Source organism: Agarilytica rhodophyticola (assembly GCF_002157225.2).
Lineage (GTDB): Bacteria > Pseudomonadota > Gammaproteobacteria > Pseudomonadales > Cellvibrionaceae > Agarilytica > Agarilytica rhodophyticola.
Genome location: NZ_CP020038.1, coordinates 6,089,231 through 6,107,349, shown reverse-complemented (window position 1 = coordinate 6,107,349; position 18,119 = coordinate 6,089,231). Strand labels below are relative to the sequence as shown.

General features: G+C 40.5%; 16 protein-coding genes. 7 read left to right on the top strand and 9 right to left on the bottom strand.

Annotation, left to right across the window (positions count from 1 at the left end; all coding sequences use genetic code 11):
- Positions 1-40 precede the first annotated feature (40 nt).
- Both BVC89_RS25215 and BVC89_RS25210 read right to left on the bottom strand, forming a co-directional pair.
- Entirely contained in the window at positions 41-1,732 is a 1,692-nt protein-coding gene (locus BVC89_RS25215; RefSeq protein WP_216825046.1) for an amidohydrolase, read from the bottom strand.
- Positions 1,733-1,936: 204 nt separating this feature from the next.
- Positions 1,937-3,373 carry an ATP-binding protein gene (locus BVC89_RS25210; RefSeq protein ID WP_086933865.1) on the bottom strand — a complete coding sequence of 479 codons (1,437 nt, stop codon included), beginning with the start codon at positions 3,371-3,373 and terminating at the stop codon, positions 1,937-1,939.
- Between the two features lie 606 nt (positions 3,374-3,979).
- Here BVC89_RS25210 and BVC89_RS30225 point away from each other — a divergent pair.
- The 4 genes from BVC89_RS30225 (at position 3,980) to BVC89_RS25190 (ending at position 7,203) form a co-directional block, all read left to right on the top strand.
- Positions 3,980-5,326, top strand: coding sequence for a VOC family protein (locus tag BVC89_RS30225; RefSeq protein ID WP_216825045.1), 1,347 nt, complete (start codon positions 3,980-3,982; stop codon positions 5,324-5,326).
- 293 nt (positions 5,327-5,619) lie between these two features.
- Positions 5,620-6,147, top strand: a complete 528-nt coding sequence (locus tag BVC89_RS25200; RefSeq protein ID WP_086933864.1) for a DUF2878 domain-containing protein — start codon at positions 5,620-5,622, stop codon at positions 6,145-6,147.
- Positions 6,148-6,223: 76 nt separating this feature from the next.
- Positions 6,224-6,652, top strand: coding sequence for a chalcone isomerase family protein (locus tag BVC89_RS25195; protein ID WP_158658117.1), 429 nt, complete (start codon positions 6,224-6,226; stop codon positions 6,650-6,652).
- A gap of 11 nt (positions 6,653-6,663) precedes the next feature.
- A complete protein-coding gene (locus BVC89_RS25190; protein ID WP_086933862.1) occupies positions 6,664-7,203 on the top strand; it encodes a DUF3833 domain-containing protein in 540 nt (179 codons plus the stop codon).
- A 37-nt stretch (positions 7,204-7,240) separates the two neighbouring features.
- Here the strand turns inward: BVC89_RS25190 and BVC89_RS25185 are convergent, their stop codons facing one another.
- The 7 genes from BVC89_RS25185 to BVC89_RS25155 form a co-directional block, all read right to left on the bottom strand.
- Positions 7,241-7,723, bottom strand: coding sequence for a COG1361 family protein (locus tag BVC89_RS25185; RefSeq protein WP_086933861.1), 483 nt, complete (start codon positions 7,721-7,723; stop codon positions 7,241-7,243).
- A gap of 266 nt (positions 7,724-7,989) precedes the next feature.
- Entirely contained in the window at positions 7,990-8,355 is a 366-nt protein-coding gene (locus BVC89_RS25180) for an SgcJ/EcaC family oxidoreductase (RefSeq protein ID WP_086933860.1), read from the bottom strand.
- Positions 8,356-8,436: 81 nt separating this feature from the next.
- Positions 8,437-9,318, bottom strand: coding sequence for a TatD family hydrolase (locus BVC89_RS25175; RefSeq protein WP_086933859.1), 882 nt, complete (start codon positions 9,316-9,318; stop codon positions 8,437-8,439).
- A 48-nt stretch (positions 9,319-9,366) separates the two neighbouring features.
- A complete protein-coding gene (locus BVC89_RS25170; RefSeq protein WP_086933858.1) occupies positions 9,367-10,236 on the bottom strand; it encodes an EboA domain-containing protein in 870 nt (289 codons plus the stop codon).
- A 150-nt stretch (positions 10,237-10,386) separates the two neighbouring features.
- Positions 10,387-10,806 carry a phosphoribosyl-AMP cyclohydrolase gene (gene hisI / locus BVC89_RS25165; protein WP_086933857.1) on the bottom strand — a complete coding sequence of 140 codons (420 nt, stop codon included), beginning with the start codon at positions 10,804-10,806 and terminating at the stop codon, positions 10,387-10,389.
- A 2-nt stretch (positions 10,807-10,808) separates the two neighbouring features.
- Positions 10,809-11,300 (bottom strand): MerC domain-containing protein, encoded by a 492-nt coding sequence (locus tag BVC89_RS25160; RefSeq protein WP_245929231.1) that lies wholly within the window; start codon positions 11,298-11,300, stop codon positions 10,809-10,811.
- 187 nt (positions 11,301-11,487) lie between these two features.
- Complete coding sequence (locus BVC89_RS25155) at positions 11,488-13,899, bottom strand: TonB-dependent receptor (RefSeq protein ID WP_086933856.1); 2,412 nt, start codon at positions 13,897-13,899, stop codon at positions 11,488-11,490.
- A 1,749-nt stretch (positions 13,900-15,648) separates the two neighbouring features.
- On the opposite strand from BVC89_RS25155, the gene BVC89_RS25150 reads away from it, so the two are divergent.
- The 3 genes from BVC89_RS25150 to BVC89_RS25140 all read left to right on the top strand — a co-directional run bounded on the left by BVC89_RS25150 (position 15,649) and on the right by BVC89_RS25140 (position 17,963).
- Entirely contained in the window at positions 15,649-16,473 is an 825-nt protein-coding gene (locus BVC89_RS25150) for a hypothetical protein (protein WP_086933855.1), read from the top strand.
- Positions 16,474-16,834: 361 nt separating this feature from the next.
- Entirely contained in the window at positions 16,835-17,134 is a 300-nt protein-coding gene (locus BVC89_RS25145; RefSeq protein ID WP_158658116.1) for a hypothetical protein, read from the top strand.
- A gap of 385 nt (positions 17,135-17,519) precedes the next feature.
- A complete protein-coding gene (locus BVC89_RS25140; protein ID WP_086933853.1) occupies positions 17,520-17,963 on the top strand; it encodes a hypothetical protein in 444 nt (147 codons plus the stop codon).
- The last annotated feature ends 156 nt before the right edge of the window (positions 17,964-18,119 follow it).

Genomic DNA, 18,119 nt, shown 5'->3' with positions numbered 1-18,119 from the left:
TACTGCCCAGCCATTATCAATAGCGCCTTACTGATATCATTTATTTCTGGTAAGCTACTTCACCACCTACTATGGTATAAAGCACTTCTGTATCGAGTATTTTTTCTTCCGGGATTGTCATTAAATCTTGTGAGAAGACTGTAAAGTCAGCTAATTTTCCTATCTCAATTGAACCTTTAATTCCTTCTTCAAAAGAGCCATAAGCGCCGTCGAGAGTATAAGCTTTTAATGCTTGTGCCCTTGTCATTTTTTGTTCGGGTTCATAGCCTCCCTCCGGCGTACCTTGCAGCGTTTTTCTTGATACAGACGAATAAAAAGAGGCAATGGCACTTACAGGTTCAACGGGTGCGTCAGTTCCATTAATAACTTTAGCTCCACTTTGTAGTAGTTTTTGCCAAACATAAGCGCCATCCACTATACGCTTTTTTCCTAATCTGTCTATCGCCCATGGCCTGTCAGAAGACATATGAATCGCCTGCATTGAGGCAATAACGCCGAGTTCGGCAAAACGTGGGATATCGTCAAGATTAATATGTTGAGCGTGTTCTATGCGAAATCTGTGATCAATTTTTTCTCCCTGAGTTATTTCTTCAAAAATATCCAACACTTCGCGGTTTGCTCTGTCTCCAATGGCATGCACACACAATTGGAAACCATTTTTATAGCCATCTTTAGTCACTTGCTCAATTGCTTTCATTGGCATGACATTATGGCCAAACTTACCGGCGGCATCGCTATATTCTTCTAGCAGCCACGCTCCACGTGAGCCCAGTGCGCCATCAGCATAAAGTTTGATAGACCTTATTGTTAAATGATCGTCGTACAAACCTATCTGGGGGCCTGAAGCATAGTAGCTGTTTAGCAGTTGATTATCATTACCATGGAGCATGGTATAAATTCTCACTTTTAATTTTCCTTGCTCTCCAAAGGATTTAAATAAATCAATATCGCGTTGGCTGGCGCCAGCATTGTGCATACTGGTGATGCCACTTTCTAATAGTTCTTGCAGGGCAAGCTCAAGTGCCTTAGCTTCGCGCTCTGGTGTGGATTTAGGGATTATTCCTGCAATTTTTCTTTGCGCGGTTTCATTGAATATGCCGGTGGGTTTACCGTCTGGGCCCATAAAAATCTCCCCTCCGGTAGGTTGCTCACTATTGCTATTTATCCCAGCGACTTTCATAGCCGCTGCATTAGCCAATCCCATATGTCCACTTGCGTGGGTTAGCCATACAGGATGGTCTGGAACTCTTACACTTAATTCATCATGAATGGGAAAACCTTTAAACCTTTTTTCGCTTTGCTGTTGCCATTTATCTTGGTGCCATCCACGCCCTATAATCCATTGCCCTTTAGGCGTAGTGGCCGCTACTTCTTCTACCTTTTGAATTAGCTCTTGATAACTTTTCACTTGCAACAAGTCAATGTTGAGTCGGTTATGACCAATACCCATGATATGAGCATGACTCTCGATAAAACCTGGAGTCATGGTTTTGCCCTGCAAATCGAGTAACTGTGTTTTACTTCCCTGATACTTCATTGCCTTTTCCTTGCTGCCGACAAATAAAACTCTTCCATCTTTGGCAACCACGGCCTCAGTTTTTTCTACTTTAGCCGCCGTATAAATGTTGCCACCGTAAACAATCAGATCGCCTGTGATTGCAGGTTGCTGTTGGCAGGAGGCCATAATCCCAAAAGCCAAAAAAGCGATTAACATTTTAATTATCTTATTCATAGTCGGGCCTGTTCGTACTAATTGAACTAAATAGATATGCTCATATAAACAGAGACAGAGGTGATTAGCAATACGAGTTGGTAGCTCTTGCTTGAATATAATGAAGAGCTAAGTGTCTTGGTAGATATTTCAGATGAGATCGTTATTTATTTCGCTGGAAATAAAGGTTTACCATAGCTTCTACAGGCAAACCTTTTCGATACGCTATTTCTTCTTTTGAAGGGGTAAGGTAATGGAGAATTCTGTGAACTGCCCAAGTATGCTACGAATGCTTATACTTCCGCCGTGATGTTCTACATGTTTTTTGATAATGTTTAAGCCAATGCCTCGTCCTGCATGATGATTAACTTTTGCTGCGGTTGAAAAACCCGGGGTGAAAAGTGCATTGAGAATCTGTGGTTTACTCCAGTTATTAACTTTTGAGTTATCAAACAAACCACAGTTTAAAGCAGCCTCTTTAATTTTTATCGCGTTAAGACCACGGCCGTCGTCTCTGACATTGAGAATAAATGATTGAGCTGTAGTAGTGACACTTAGGTGTAAGCAGCCGTAAGGCGTTTTGGAGCAATTAATACGAGTGGTACTGTCTTCAATACCATGGACAATAGCATTACGAGCCAACTGGGTGACAACCGTGTTGATGGTATTTTGATAGTGCTTTGGAATTGCGCTATCAAGGTAGCCATCATTTACTAAAATGACTCGCTTATTATTTGCTTCTGCTAATTTTTCGATGAGGACTTCAAGTTTTTGCGCTAATACCTTATGTGAACCTTTATTTTCTTTTGTCTGCCAACCGCCTTCTACCAACTTTTTGTATAAATATTGTGTTCTATTGACTGATTTCACGAGTGATGGCACTGCCTTCGGCAACTGTTTGAAATATACTTCGCAATTTTGGGGATCGTTGTTTACATTTGCCAGTATGCTTTCAAAAGCGTGAGCTTGTACGGCAATGTTTTGGAAGTTTAATACTGAAGCATCACCTTTTATTTGATGAATTAGACAAAGAATGTCATTGGCATTGTCAATTGATGGGGTCGATAGGGAGAGATGTCGCACTAACTCTTTTATAGATGCGATAGTATCTTTTAGAAACACGCTTACAACAGAGCGGTTGTGCTGAATCAAATTGAAAATTTCTCGTTCTGTGGAACGAGCCTTTGGTTTTTGGGGTTTCTTCAGGCTTTCCTGCTTTTTCTTAAAATCTCTAACCGCCTTAGAAATATCCTGCACAACAATGATCCAACTGCCATCTCTATAAAAGGATGCGCTTTTTTTCATTACAATGCGGATATAGCGCAAACTGGGTTTATCGCCATCTTTATACAGTTGAATACGGATACAATTGAGCGGGCTTTTCTTTTCTGCATCATGGTAGCGCACATTTTCGTGGGCGGTGTCTAGCAGCTTCTTGCCTATACGCAGGTAATCAGCAGGAGATACGCGAGTCTTCAATAATTGTAAGAAGTTTTTACCTGCAGGGGAGTTTTCACTGAGAATTAAGCTGAAAGTCCTATCTAATGTGCGTTTGATCGTAAACTGAGGGTCAATTTCAACACGTCCATAGTGCATCGCACGCACATGCTTTTGTGTGCGCTGAGTGGATATTTTTTTTTCAGGACTTCCTACGACACTCATGACGATAACCCTTCGCTCAAATATATGGTAATTGATGAACGTAACGTTTCTACTCAGAGAAAAGATGCGTTTGAATGTCTGACCGAGATGTAAACAGCATTCCGTTACGGAGGTGAAAATTTGCCTATAAAACGCCTTGGGAGATACCGACTTCGTCACACAATAAGTGTGATAGGTGTCACATTGGCGAAGGAGTCTAGTATCAGGCAAAGTATTATAGACTTGAGCTATAAAAAAAACGATATTTTGGTTATTTTTTTGTTCTTTTCTCTCTACTTGGACTCAATGAGTGTTGCTATTACTTGAGTAATCTTTGCCGCAGAGTGTTAATTGCTTGAAAAGTGATCTAATCCTATGTGTGACTATTTCTACCGCTGATAGGGGTTGTTGTATTCCGAGCGTTTAGGTTAGAGTAACGAAGAGCTTCCTGTCAGTCTTTAAATGTTAAGAAATTGTCAGAGTTTTGAGAAAAGGTGTATTCGCTCACCTTCAACTCCCCACACATGCAGCTCTGCTTTATACAAGCTCAGAGCTAATGGGGCGGGAGAGTAAAAGATTTAATATGTGCTTGGGTATCGAAACAACCGCCCAACGAGAGGAATACTAGTGAAAGACGTTGGGTTTGTATACAAAAGTAGCATAGTACTCGCTTGTCTTATATTAATGATTGCAAGTGTTGCCTGCACCGGTTGGTTTTTCTACTCCTGGCTTGGGGGTATTCCCGGTATTGTGGGAGCCTTTGTAGGCTGTGCTGTGCAAATAATGGCTTATGGCTTCTCTGGTGTTGTGGTCAAACATGTGGGCGGGTTCTTGCGTCTGGTGTTAATCTTTCTCATTACTTCAGCCTTAAGTCTCTCTATTCTCTCCAGCTATGCAACTCTGAACGGTTATTTAAGCGCATTGCAAGAAGACAAGCTTGCGCGCGATACAATCGCTGAGCAAAAAGATCGCGTGCGTCAAGCTGCACTAAATCAGCGTATTCAGCTGCTCGAATCAATGTCTCGTGATGTTGAGCTTGGTAGCCAGGCTGCTGATCAGGGACTGACAGATAAATATCGTACCCAAGCTAATAAGTTTTTGAAAAGCAATGCCCAAACACGCACAGAAATTGACGCTCAACTGGAAAAAGTTGAGTCGATGATAGATTCCAACCTGCTGGAAGCGGATGCGCCACAGCAGCGTTCACCCATCGATGGCTTGTCTGCAGTCCTCGGTGGCCAAAGTGCCACTATCATGATTATATGTATCTGGCTGGCCATTATGTTCGATGCTTTACCTATCGCCGGAATCGCTTTATTAGAAGGTAATTATAAAAAGCTGAAGCCTGCTGATAGCGATGAAGAAGAGACGGAAGCTAGTATAACTCCAGAAAGTGATGCTATTAATGATCCAGAACATCTTCTCAGTGCGGCTTTTGGTGAAGAGCCTAAGGCACCAGTGCTACTGGAAATGGAAGCAAGTAAAGAAGATACTCAAGCTCCTGAAGATGAATCATCGACCGCTGAAGATAGTGTGCGTGTTATCACTAATATTTGCACATCTGATTTGGCTGCAAGCAAATCTTTTTATGTAGAGTTGCTGGATATTGATGTCAAATATGATAGTGACTGGTATGTTCAACTGTGTTCTCCCCATGATCAAAAAATGGAGTTCGGTTTAATTCAGCGCGACCATGAACTTATTCCCAATGACTATAGGCAAGCCCCAAATGGTATGTACTTGACCTTTGTTGTACCGGATGTCAACGCTACCTTTGAACGTGCTATAGAGCTTGGCGCCGAAGTTATTCAGGAACCTCGTAACGAATTTTATGGCCAACGCCGATTCTTGGTTAGAGAACCCAGCGGATGTTTAGTCGATGTTTCTTCACCTTGGGATCAAGAAGAAGAGGAGTCGGAATCGCAAGCGCAGGAATATGATGAGCCGGAAGTGAGGGAGCCATTAGAGGCCTAAAAATACAGTTGTCTACTGTTGCAGTTAATAGTCCTCAATGTAATAACTGGTACTTACATAGCGGCTGCTTGTAAACAATTTGCCTCTTAATGATTGTCTTCCCCTTATGTAAAGTATCAATAAGCTATAAACACTAACCCGCCTTACCTTGCTGAATGGGATAAGCTATAAACTCTTGCCTTCATAATACGTGTACAACTTTCCTTGTAAAATGCTGATTTCGCTTTAGTCCCTCATCCGTTTCCTATAACTTTAAGTATAAATAGCTAAATAAGCTACTTACACTTTGCCCAATGTCATTATTCCAAACTGCTAATACATTGATTCTCTCTCCACGTATTTTTAAATTCGTGAATTTTGCATTTTTTTATTTAGTGTGGGTTTTATGTGTTTTAGGGCAGGGCCAGTTTTTAGCTGTCATCGCAATTCTTATAACAATGCACTTTGTTTTGAGCCCATCAAAAAATACTGACGCTAAAGTAGTGTTTATGTTGGCAGGTATTGGTATAACAGTTGATATTTTACTTACTCTATTTGGGGTTTTTGTCTTTAATGAGAGCTTTTTTCCTCTATGGCTGGTAATTTTATGGGTAGCGTTCTGCCTCACACTTAATCATTGTTTTTCTTGGCTGCCTCGCGTACCAGTATTTTGGCAAGCCATTCTAGGCGCTATTGGCGGAGCCTCTAGCTATCTTGCAGGCTACTTTTTAGAAGCAGTAGATTTTACTTATTCTATTTTATTTACAGGAATTATTGTTGCCGCGGTCTGGAGTACTCTCGTACCATTTTTTTGCTATCTGATTAAAAAGCATGTGCGTTAAAATTTCACTATTTATCTATTTACTTATACTAAGTTCAACAACCAGTGCTAATGTTGAAGAAAAACCATGGCATAGTATGAAAGTGCTTGGTGAAGGTAAATTGTCGTTTGCTGCTTGGGATATTTATCATGCAACACTCTACTCACCAGACACGATCTTTAACGCAAATAAGCCCTTCGCTTTAAAGCTTACATATCTGCGCTCATTTAAGAAAAAACATTTAATTAAAGAAACCGAAAAGCAGATGCGCAAGTTAAGTTGCTTAGATGGGAAGCAAAGTTATAAACCATGGGCTGAACAATTGAACCGAATCTGGCCTGATGTAGAAAAACAAGATTCCCTTACTTTATTTGTTAGCGATCAAGGTGAGTCATGGTTCTATTTCAACCATCACTTACTAGGGAAAATCTCAGACATAAAATTCTCACAGTGTTTTTCTGGTATCTGGTTATCAGATAAAACCAGCCGCCCGAAGCTACGCAAAAAACTTTTAGGAAATATTTAAAGGTGCTCTAAATGAAGTGCAAATATCTTTTGCTAAGCTTGGTGTTATTTATCAGTGCATGCAGCAAGGTTAATATACATAATTATGCGAACACATCACCCTCGCTGGATTTGAGAGAGTTTTTTGATGGTGATTTAAAAGCTTATGGAATACTTCAGAATCGCAGTGGCAAAGTTACACGAAAATTTAGTGCTGATATCAAAGCCTATTGGCAGGGATCGCAAGGTTTTCTCGATGAAACTTTTTACTTTGATGACGGTGAGGTAAGCAAACGGTTTTGGACTTTAAAAGACAAAGGTAACGGGCAGATTACGGGTTCTGCCGATGATGTCATTGGCGAAGCTGAAGGAAGTATCGAAGGCTTCGCGTTTCACTGGGTGTACACCCTTGAGATTCCCTATAAGGAAGACACCATAGAGGTAAAGCTCGACGATTGGCTATATTTAGTTACGGAAGATCGTCTTCTTAATCGCAGCTCCTTGCGTAAGTTTGGCTTTGAAGTAGGGCAGTTAACACTAGTTATTGAGAAGCTTGATTCATCCGGGAGTTAAAAACGCACCTTAACCTTGAATTGAAACTGTTTAGTATCTATTCGTAGATATTCACATAAACGGTTTCATGTAGGGAAGGGGTGTCTTTGTTATTCAAGTTTCGAGCGGTAACTTTTAAGCGATATGTTCCACTGGCTTGGGGTTTTAGGACAAAAGTATGTTCACCATTTTTTCCGGCTAAATTAATTTTGTTGCTCTCTACCTCTATCCCTGGGCTAATATCTAACGTCAATTGGACTTCTGGATCCTCCCATTCAGACGTATAACTCACTGTAAGCGTTTCTTCTTCACTGACTTTTGCTCTTATCATTGAAGGTAGCGAAAGCTTTATTTTGGGTTGTTCACTAACTTGTCGGGCGGAAGCGTAATACTGTGGCATATGCCTCATGCCTGAGCCAAAGTTAGACCAAGGGGAGCTACCAAAGCCATCGTGATACTGACAGGCAAGTGCTGAAGGTGCTTGGAGTGTAGCGATAAAAGCGATACAAAAGGCTGTTGTTAATAAGCGATTGGTTAACATGTCTCGCTCCCTTGGCGGATATTTATTTGGAGTAGTCACTATACTACAACTACCAAACTGTCACCAAATATGAGACTTGTTTGTTTATCTGACTATTGGCTTATGTTCTTGGAGTAACGCAGAAAGGGAGCACCTGTACAGGTGTATTTTTAATTTGACGCTATGGGGATTTAAAGTAGATAGTGCTTTGGAGAGCATGATTTCTATTTGCCACGGCCAAAATAGAAATCATGCTCTCCCATAAGTCATCTGAATGATGAGCTATCTTATTCAGGCATTTGAGATGAGTGGTGTTCAATAATCATCCAGCGCTGTCCGTTCCAGCGGTATACGAAAGTGAAACGTGCCTGTACAACAGCTCCATCTTTAAATGTAAAAGTATATACACCTGAGTTGATGGCTATATCGCCAAAGATGCGCACATTTGCTTCATCGATTTTACCTTGCGGCCCTTTGGCTAGAAAATGAACAAGGTAGTCTTCAACTTCTTCGTGATTGTGACGAACTTTATTGGAAACCGTTGGAAGCAGAATCCCATTACCTTCATAAAGAGCGGCAACGTTTTTAGGTTCTCCTGTTTGTAATGCGCTATTCCACTCATCAAATAAGGATATAATTTCATCTTTGCTCATATTCAAATTCCTGATTAGGTGTAAATGTGCTGACCGCCTTATTATCTCATAGCTTTGGCACAATGGTTAGCTGTTTTCAAATTAAGAGTTTTTAACTTCTGGCTTTTGGCCGCGTAGAACAGAGTTGCCTTCATATAGCTCGCTTTGGTCAAATTGGGAACTTTGCCAGTGTTCCTCTTTTATTTGACCGCTTTGTTCATAGGCGGCTAGAGCATTTGCGTAACAAATTAAGTGAACCTCTTCCTTACTAATACCCGAGTCGAGCATAAGCTTCGCCGTTTTAGGCACTGACATAGGGTCTGATACACCCCAATCTGCGCTGGAGTCTATAAAAATTCTTTCTGATCCATATTTTTTTGCAATATTCACCATTCGCTCACTGCCCATTTTGGTTTGTGGATAGAGTGTGAATGCTGTCCAATAGCCCCGCTCCAACACCGTCTCTACGGTATTTTCGTTATTGTGATCCATAATGACTTGTGACGGCTCTAGACCATGCTCCTCGCAAATGTCCATCGTCAAGATAGTGCCTTTGAGTTTATCGCGATGTGGTGTATGCACCATTACAGGCAAATCAAACTCTTTTGCTAACTCTAATTGCGCTCGTAAATATTTTTCTTCTAATTTTGTCTGCTCGTCAAAGCCGATCTCACCAACCGCTACGACACCGTCTTTGGCGAGGAATAGAGGTAGTATATCCATAACTGCCTCAGCCAAACTTTCATTGTTAGCTTCTTTAGAGTTCAAGCCTATGGTGCAGTAGTGCTTGATTCCAAATTGAGATGCGCGGAATCTCTCCCAGCCAACTAATGACGCTAGGTAATCGCGATAGGTTTCCGCTGACGTGCGTGGTTGTCCCAACCAAAATGCAGGTTCAATCACAGCCACCACACCTGCAGCAGCCATTGCTTGATAATCGTCGGTGGTGCGGGCGCTCATATGAATATGGGGGTCGATGTACATAGTGGTTACCTATAAGTTGTTACCGTTTACATTTTTATTGTTCGAATTCTAACACTCGTAATTCGCAATTATTTCCCAAGTTATTGGGGAGGGTAGTTGTTGCAGCTCATCGACTTGTAAAAGCTGACGGCCAAGTATCGCGGTATCTTCATCTTTATTTTCCGCCAAGCCCAAAGCGATGGCGGCTTTGGTTCTTATATCACTTCTAACAAACTGCGTCTTTAAGTCTTCACGACCGTCGTTGCTTAAAGTGATCCAGGCCACGCAGCACCACAAGTCCCAGGGTACTGAACGTGAAGCCGCTTGGCGTTCTTTTGCATAATCCCTAAGCATTGTGACCAATGATTCATTGTTACGTGATTTAAGCCCATGAATACTAATAATGGGAACATTTAAAAATGCTGCTTTGAGAATTAGTTGGTTCCAGCCTAGTTCGTCAAAGTACTTATTGGGGTAATCGGTATCGTGCGCAATGGCGCTAAACAAACTTGTTATATTTGAGCGTGCGGCTTCCCGCGCTTTTTCAACGAAAGCCTCTGGGTAAGGCACGAAAGCTAAGCTCTGAATGAGGACGATACTTTCCTGCACGTCGGCAGAGTTAAAGAGTGTTTCGTATAATTCGATGTAGTGTTGTTTTGTGCCTTGATCAGCAACTAATAAAAGCAGGTAGAGCCGAGCCAAGCTTGGCCATTGCCATTTGGTGATAACGCCGAAAGAGTCTTTTTCTTGCCAGTGTAGAGAGTCACTAATATTAACGTTGCTATTATCAAACCATCTTGTGCATATGGCGAACAAATAAAAGAATAGCTTTTGATCTATATGGGCTGCCCCTTCTATTTTAGACTGAATTTTATCGAATCCTATAGATTGCTGGGCAGCTAGCAGGTTGCCTAATTCTGTAATAGCTTTTTGTGTCATTTAACTACGCTTCTCACATTGCTTTTGGCATTTGCGCACTAAATTTTTACGGTATCGTGCAGCTGTTATAGTTTATAGCATTTATTAAAATGCTCCTGAATAATCTATCACAACTGCATTGTGAGAATGTAGGTTTTATTAATGTCTATATCAAACAGCGTCTCCGCAAATATGTACTTGCTGCTGTTCGGGGTCTACTTTTAAATAAAAACAATTTTGGCGTCCAGTATGGCAGGCTGCGCCTTCTTGAGTAACCTGGCACAATATGGTGTCGCCATCGCAGTCAAACGACATTGAGACAAGTGCTTGAGTATGTCCACTTGTTTCACCTTTTATCCATAGTTGTTGCCGGCTACGAGACCAATATGTCATGCGCTTTGTAGATAAAGTGAGCTCTAATGCTTGCTTGTTCATCCAGGCAAACATAAGTACATCTTTACTCGTAAAGTCTTGAGTAATAACCGGTATTAGGCCTTGATCATTATACGCAAGTTGATCGATTACGTCGGTTAAACTGATGGATGTGTTATGGCTTTTACGCTCAAGTTTTTGGAAATATACATGTTTCACTTTTAGGACTCATTAGCAGTTTTAGGGCATGCACAACTTGTTTTGGTTTGACAAAGCTGGAAATTTTTAAAATGACTATAAGCTATAATTGCCGTCCCTATAACTGTTAGTATTTTCTCCCATGTTTCCCCCAACAGTGATTCACCTAAAACAACAGCTATTACGAGTAATGTTAAACCGGTGCTGCCTGCTGCAATAAATTGATATTTCTTGTGTCGTTTACAGCCTAGTGTCAATGCATAAACACTAGTGGGAATAACGACCAATACCATCCAAAGATGGAAATCTTCATTGTTTAAACTTAAGGCCGCAGCACTTGGCAGTGATGCAAGTAATAGCGGTAGGGCAAGGCAGTGGAGTGTGCAAAGTACAGACAAACCAATAGCCGCTTTATCGGTAAATGTTTGAATATTTATCATTTTATAAAATTCTTCAATTTCCTCATAAATAATGTGTTTATATTGATATCTTTGAGCTTCTGATAGCGCTTGCAAATTAACACTCAAGAAACAGAATGTCAGCATTTGAGGGCGCTATGTAAATATATGATGAGCTTACTGATTAAATATGCTTTGCCTCTTGCATTTAAGCTCTCAAAGCAATTGTGTTGTTAGGGCCTGTTAACAGGCCCTTGAGTTAGGCGAGGTTTTTAGCAGAACTTAACCAGCACTTAGCCAGCACTTAAAAAGTACCGCGAATTCCTAATCTGAAATTACGGCCAGGTCTAGGTGCTATGTCTTTTAGGAAAGAAGAATGAACACGGGCTTCTTCGTCACCAATGTTTTCCACTTTAAGAAACACTATTGTTGTCATCGAACCGAACGGAATACTATAGTTAATATTCGCATTGACCCAATTGTAGCCATCCGTTTCCGTTTCCAAAGTAGCCACATCATCTTGATCGCTGTAGTGAGTCCAGCTTAGATTGGCCGATAACTGCTGGTAAACATAATCGAGGCTAAGACCAAATCGCATAGGTGGAATACGGGGTAAATTACCACCATCGTCTAATTTTGCGCGAACATAGTCCGCATGTGCAGTGGTTTTAAAGTATTCATTTATTTGCCAAACGCCTTGTGCCTCTACACCGCTAAGGGATGCATCTGCACTTTGAAAAAGAAATACTGGTAGTTCTTCACCTTCTTCCTCTTCTTCTTCTGAAGCTTCAGATCCTGGTTCTTCTTCATGGCCATGCCCTACTTCTGCAAATAACTCTGTGTCAAATTGGGCGTAGTAGTTATCGATCTGGTTGTAGAAAGCATTGACAATAATTCCTACATCCCCTTCAAATTTACGGAAAGTGATATCGATATTGTTGGATTCTTCCATCTCTGGAGTGTTTTCTACTGGCTCAAAAGCAGTCTCACCACCTTCTTCATGAGCTTCAAATAAAGCGCCTATTTCGAAAGTGTTGGTGGCGATATGTGGGCCAAAAGATAGTAGTTCTGCAGCGGAGGGTGCACGTTCGGCATGACTTAGTGACACGCCAATATTATAACCTGGGGTAAAATCCCATACGGCGCCTATGGATAAACTAAAGGGCGTGTAATCTTCATCAAAAGAGAAAACTTCTCCTTCATGTTCTTCTTCGCCGTGTCCTTCACCTTCACCTTCTCCTTCATCTCCATGACCATGAAATTCTACATCAGAAATTGCCACTTCATCACTGCTAATATTAACGTGTTCAATACGTGCACCTAGCTGTAAGAGCACTTCGCCGAAATGCTTTTCTTCCAATAGAGCGATAGCAAAGGTGTCGGTATCTGATGGTGGAGCAAAGGCTTCTTCCCCGATAGCGGAGAACTCGCTGGTTTTGTAGTCCAGTACAATTCCGCCATGCCAATCTGCTAGAGGCTGAAATAGCAATTCGAGCTTTACTTCTCCGGTTTCGTTCGTAAAGGTTGTTCCAGGAGCGTTATCTTCAAACTCAGTGTGGGTATAGTCGGTATAACCTAGACGTGTATTTAAGCCACTTATAATGCTGTGATCAAAGACCAGTTCACTAATAACTTGGTAACGATCTTGTTCGAGCTCTAGGGCTACTTCCTCTTCTTCACCTTCTTCTTCTTCGCCATGGCCATGACCTTCTTCCTCTTCTCCATGCCCGTGACCGGGGATGCCGTAGTCACGATCTAGTCTACCGTAAGAGAAACCAAGGTAACCGTTGTCGAGAATATAGCTGCTGCCAATGGTAAACCCGTTGGATTCTTCTGCAGTATTTTCGACAGTACGTTCGTCGCTATCAGGCTCATCGATATCTGGAGATACTGGAACTTCATAATCGTCGGAATCGCGCCAAAAGCCATCTAGATGAAATGCGAAACTATCAGCACCGGTATTTAAATTAAAGGACGCTAAATTTTGATCGTTGACCGAGTCACGAGACAGCAGCCATTCGCCTCTAGTATCGGTATCTGTGGGTACACGTTTATCGACAACATTTACCACACCGCCAATCGCACCACTGCCAAAAAATAACGTAGCGGGCCCTCTAAGTATTTCCACTTGTTCTGCGGTAGAAACTTCGGCCGATACAGAATGATCCGGGCCAACACGTGAGACATCACTGACATCTAAGCTATTTTGCGTAATCAAGACACGAGGCCCACTCAAGCCTCTAATAATGGGGGTACTGGCAACATTGCCATGAAAGTTTGTGTGCACGCCGACTTCGCCAGCAAGAGAATCTCCCAAAGTGGCCGCTTGTTTTCTGCGAAGTTCTTCTCCTGAAAGAACATCAATAGGCATTGCTGATTCTATATTCGATGCATGTAAGGGGATTCCGATAACATCTACTTGTTCAATAACACTTTGAGTCAACACAATACGTTGTGTATTTTCGAGTTCGTTTGTCTCAAGACGAATGGTTTGATGCACGAAGCCCGGTGCCGATACATGCAGTTCAGCGGCAGTATCAATGTCTAATTTGAAATATCCCTGTTCATCAGTGCTGGTTGATATACGTTTACCGACAACCCTGACTTGCGCGTCACTGACCGCTCCACCGTAGGCGTCTAATATCTGGCCGTCTAAGGCATAAGCGGATGCCGACACCCAAGCGATAGCTAACGACAATAATAGTTTGAATCTCATTACATACTCCAAATGGTAAAAATTTTGTATCCCTTCTTACAGCAATCAATGCGTAGGTTCTTTTTCGAATACCAAGCTTCGAACACTATATTCTGGTGGGGGCTATTTACAGAACTTACCTATAAGAACATACGACTGAAAAACATCACGCATTGTTTGTTTATTGATCAGGATATCGTCACATAGTCAATGGCGGCGATATGATACAACATATCATTTTTGAGTGCAAAAAATACACCGTATTTCTAGAAAAGGTTACCTACTCAAGAAGTGCAAATAATTAAACCATTGCACAAATAGGGTTATGGATGTAATAGCAAATTATTCAGGTAGTCGGATCCAATACAGGTGCCAGGACGTTTTTTAGATTAAATTAAACTTTCAATCATACAATAATCGTTTATGAATTAGATTTTCCTTGTCTAATTTTAGGCCTCATTGGTTTGAGTAAGAGATGACTGTCCTTAATTACTATAAAATCAAATCGCGCCAGAATGTCAAAAGAGTATAAGCATAAACGCCAGTGAACTTGAGCCTAGTATACTTTTTTTATATTTCGAAAGTTTTTTTTACATTATTTTGGTGCGCCTTTGGCACTTAATGCATCTTTTCAGTCTTGATGGCTGCAATAAACTATGATTAAATTTTTCCATGATAAGAGTTCTATACCATAGATATTTTCACTTAGCATTGTGGTCATGGAAAATTTAGCTATCTTTCTCTCTAGTCTCTACTCTTATAATACAGTGTTAATAGAATGTAATGTATTCTTGTTGATGTGTTAAAAAGGTTGATAAGAAATACTCTTAAACATTTAATTTTTTGCTAGTCCATCTTTCTATAATTAAAACCTATCTTTTTATAGTACCTAGAATATTTATCGTGAATAATTAAGGTTAGTTAGTCCTAAAAGTCTCCAGGGACTTTTAAGCCGATTTAACTGTTCCTATTTTCTCGCACAGCGCTAGTAACTGACAAATAGCACTTCGAATAATGTACGCGAAGAACTTAGTATAGTTATTGTCATTAATATAGACATAGTAGATAGATTTGAATTACGGACTTAGGTGGATAGTACTATAAAATAAAAAGGAGAAAAAAATGGTTGTTATCTTGACCTTTAAGGCTGCTAGTTTGTTCAAGCTGCTTTAAGTGGGTTGCTGAGAATAAATAGATCAGCGACAAGTGCCAGTAACATATTAGGCAGTAATTTCATGGCGTTTTCTCATTGCATTCTTATTATTAATGACGTACTGAAAAGGGTGATAGATACATGATGAGTGTAATTTTTAATTTGCGAATAGGAATGTCACCTACACATTGTATTAAAAAGTACAAAATGTAAGTTTACTTCTCTCTTTCAAATAAAAAATCTAAGGTACATGCATGTACTTAAAAACTCATGCAAAGGTATTCAATTTGTTGCCGATGATATTTATGATGAACGCCTGTCGCTCAGCGATTTTCGAGGCAAGTGAGCGATATTGTAATTTTTCAGAGATACTGCTTGTCCTTTTCGTCATTTTAGGATGTATGAGTTAACGCTTCATGAACATCAAAATCTATTGGCGATATGGGAGGGGATGAAGTCGGGTTTGTGAAGTAGCTGAGCATGCTTGTGTTCCGTAGGTTGTCATGAGATCGCTAATTTGGGTGAACTCTATTACGGTAATATCCACTCATAATCAAGCTGTATAAATCTTCACATTATTTTTATTAAACCTCTTTGCAAAAATAGCGGATATTCTCATGGGCCCAATTAAAGGTGGTACATCTAGCCAACCTCTCGTACCCCGGCGTACTGGTAGAAGCCGACACCCAACGAGATTGGAAAGGCTTACTGCCAAACTTGTGATAAACGCACCTCAATTAGTGTCAGCCGCTGCCGTTAATCCTATCTTCGGTAAAGTGAGCAGAGGCCTTAGGGGTGCTCCTGAGGGATTAATTTCTATGGCAAAAGCCATGTCTCCTGCGGCGCAGTACTACGGAGATTTACCGGTATGTACGTCTGATCATGTAAGAAAACATAGAAAACGCTCTGGTAGAGATACACCCGTATTACACGTTGATGAGAACTACCATGCGTACTTGACGACTAGAACGAGACATCTTAACCCCGCAGGTGGTAACTACAAAACAGCCTCTCGTATGCTTCATACGAATGCAACTAATGACCGACCTGTGCCAAAGGCGTCCGAAATAAAAATGGAGCTACCCTTCGTAGATGAAAAGCGACTAGCTAGATTTATTCGTGAAAACACAGGAAGAAATAAGCCTGAATACCATACTTTATTAAATAATTGTGCCACCATGTCAGCAAGGGCGATAATGGACGCCGTCCAATGTCGGCCAAGCTTCGATGTTAGATTGGATGCGGTTCCTGGACTTAAGTTTACAAGAAACATGAGATCCTGGACGCCTAGGCAGGTCGCGAGATTTGTTGATGAGCTATCTACACTCGCGGGGAAACCGAGTAATGTTTGGAAAACATTACCTGAGGAAACTAGGCATGTTCAAGCGGTTAAAGACCTTATTAGGCAAAAAGCGCCACGAGTTGCGGCGATGTTTAAATGAGGATACCAATACATAGCCTGAACCTTGATTGATTTCCAGTCAGACGGCTTGGTTTGCAGGCAGTGATCTTACTGTAATATAGCTGGCCTTTTGTGCCTGAGCTGGAAAACCACTTGTGACTATTGTTGTTCTTTCATCCATTCATCCCTTGCAAAATCGATGACTTCCGAGCATAAAAAACATGTTGTCTTGGAAGCCATATCCAGTAATAAAACCATTACGGACATTGCTAGACATTTGCTAATAGTCACCATGCCAGCCGGAAGTTTATTCGGCAACAAGGGCATAAAGCTCAAGCAGCCATCGTATTGAAAAACATTTCAGGCATCCCCTTGTTCCATTGTTTCTGGTATTTGATGCTGTGCTTACTTTATTGGGTATTACTTCTGAAGTATCTTTAGGAGGATATGGCGCCCTAGAAGCGAACGAAGAGTTCCCGTTATCAACTATAGTGAAGTCTTTTCCCGATCATAAAAATAAAGAATTATTCTATCGTTTGGAACAAATACGTCTTCTAGGATTTATTATTTTTGATAGACCAGAAACGGAAGCCGCAGAGACGGAAGCTGAAGAGACGGATGACTGTTTTTATTGTTTAAGCAATTTCTATCTAGAAGAAACTAAAAATCAGGTTTCAGCGGTCGATGTGTGCAATAAATAAACAGTGTTAAAGTTTAATATTCCTTGTCTATAAAATCTACATACCTAAAAATTTTGTTAATACCAAATCCCTTAAAGACTGTAATTCTTTCACTAAAAACCACGTTTTTCTATAAGTGTGAGCAGCCCCGAGTATAGTTGCAAAATAATAGAAATGTAGTGTAACTCGTATGGAGAAGATGTTACCCAGTAGTAAACCAGTTAAATTCAGATATGAAAAGGGTTTAACTATTAGCTGAATAGAGGAACTACGCTGTGTCTTTACATCATTACATTCCTTGTCTTCGATTTTTTATCTCGATTAGCTGATGGCAATCCTTTTATAGTAAATCTTGATTGTATTTAATATTAAAAGAATCTTATATAAAAAATTAAAGGATTTAGATATGAGTAATAAAGCATCTGCTACCGCTGCTGATTTAAAAAAACTTAGTTCTTTTTTGCGTAAAAATAGTAATGTTGATTTTCGTAAAGTAGATCTGGTCACTAAAAAAAGTATTGACTCATTTAAATGGCCGGGATCGCAAGATGAAAAAGAAAAGCTTCTGAGAATGGTAAAAGCTTATCAGCGTATATTGAGAGTATTGCCAGAAAATTACGAGCATTTAGCTAGGTCTTTATTGAAGAAAGGAATTGACTCATCCATGCAGATAGCATCGATGCCGAAAAAGAAATTTATTCAAGATAATATTAAAATATTCGAAAATGATACCGCTTTAGCTGAGCAGGTTTATAAGCGAGCTATTGCACTACGCAAAGCAATCGCTCTTAAATATGTCAATCGATCACAGAGTCTTGAGCCTCATGCAAGAGCAGTAGGAATAAGATAAAACCAACATTGCTGTCGGCCAAGAAAAAATACACGTCATAAAGTTTCAAAATCCCAAATAACATTAATAGAGGTGCCTTTAAGCGAAAGCTCGGTCGTTTGTACTTGAGTGGCACCTATACAGAAATTTTCTTCAACACTCTTGATAAACTAAATT

Excerpts from the sequence above, each read along its gene's own strand:
- BVC89_RS25215 (WP_216825046.1), bottom strand. The coding sequence starts at position 1,732 with ATGAATAAGATAATTAAAATGTTAATCGCTTTTTTGGCTTTTGGGATT.
- BVC89_RS25210 (WP_086933865.1), bottom strand. The coding sequence starts at position 3,373 with ATGAGTGTCGTAGGAAGTCCTGAAAAAAAAATATCCACTCAGCGCACA.
- BVC89_RS25200 (WP_086933864.1), top strand. The coding sequence starts at position 5,620 with ATGTCATTATTCCAAACTGCTAATACATTGATTCTCTCTCCACGTATT.
- BVC89_RS25195 (WP_158658117.1), top strand. The coding sequence starts at position 6,224 with ATGAAAGTGCTTGGTGAAGGTAAATTGTCGTTTGCTGCTTGGGATATT.
- BVC89_RS25190 (WP_086933862.1), top strand. The coding sequence starts at position 6,664 with ATGAAGTGCAAATATCTTTTGCTAAGCTTGGTGTTATTTATCAGTGCA.
- BVC89_RS25185 (WP_086933861.1), bottom strand. The coding sequence starts at position 7,723 with ATGTTAACCAATCGCTTATTAACAACAGCCTTTTGTATCGCTTTTATC.
- BVC89_RS25180 (WP_086933860.1), bottom strand. The coding sequence starts at position 8,355 with ATGAGCAAAGATGAAATTATATCCTTATTTGATGAGTGGAATAGCGCA.
- BVC89_RS25175 (WP_086933859.1), bottom strand. The coding sequence starts at position 9,318 with ATGTACATCGACCCCCATATTCATATGAGCGCCCGCACCACCGACGAT.
- BVC89_RS25170 (WP_086933858.1), bottom strand. The coding sequence starts at position 10,236 with ATGACACAAAAAGCTATTACAGAATTAGGCAACCTGCTAGCTGCCCAG.
- BVC89_RS25155 (WP_086933856.1), bottom strand. The coding sequence starts at position 13,899 with ATGAGATTCAAACTATTATTGTCGTTAGCTATCGCTTGGGTGTCGGCA.
- BVC89_RS25150 (WP_086933855.1), top strand. The coding sequence starts at position 15,649 with ATGGGCCCAATTAAAGGTGGTACATCTAGCCAACCTCTCGTACCCCGG.
- BVC89_RS25140 (WP_086933853.1), top strand. The coding sequence starts at position 17,520 with ATGAGTAATAAAGCATCTGCTACCGCTGCTGATTTAAAAAAACTTAGT.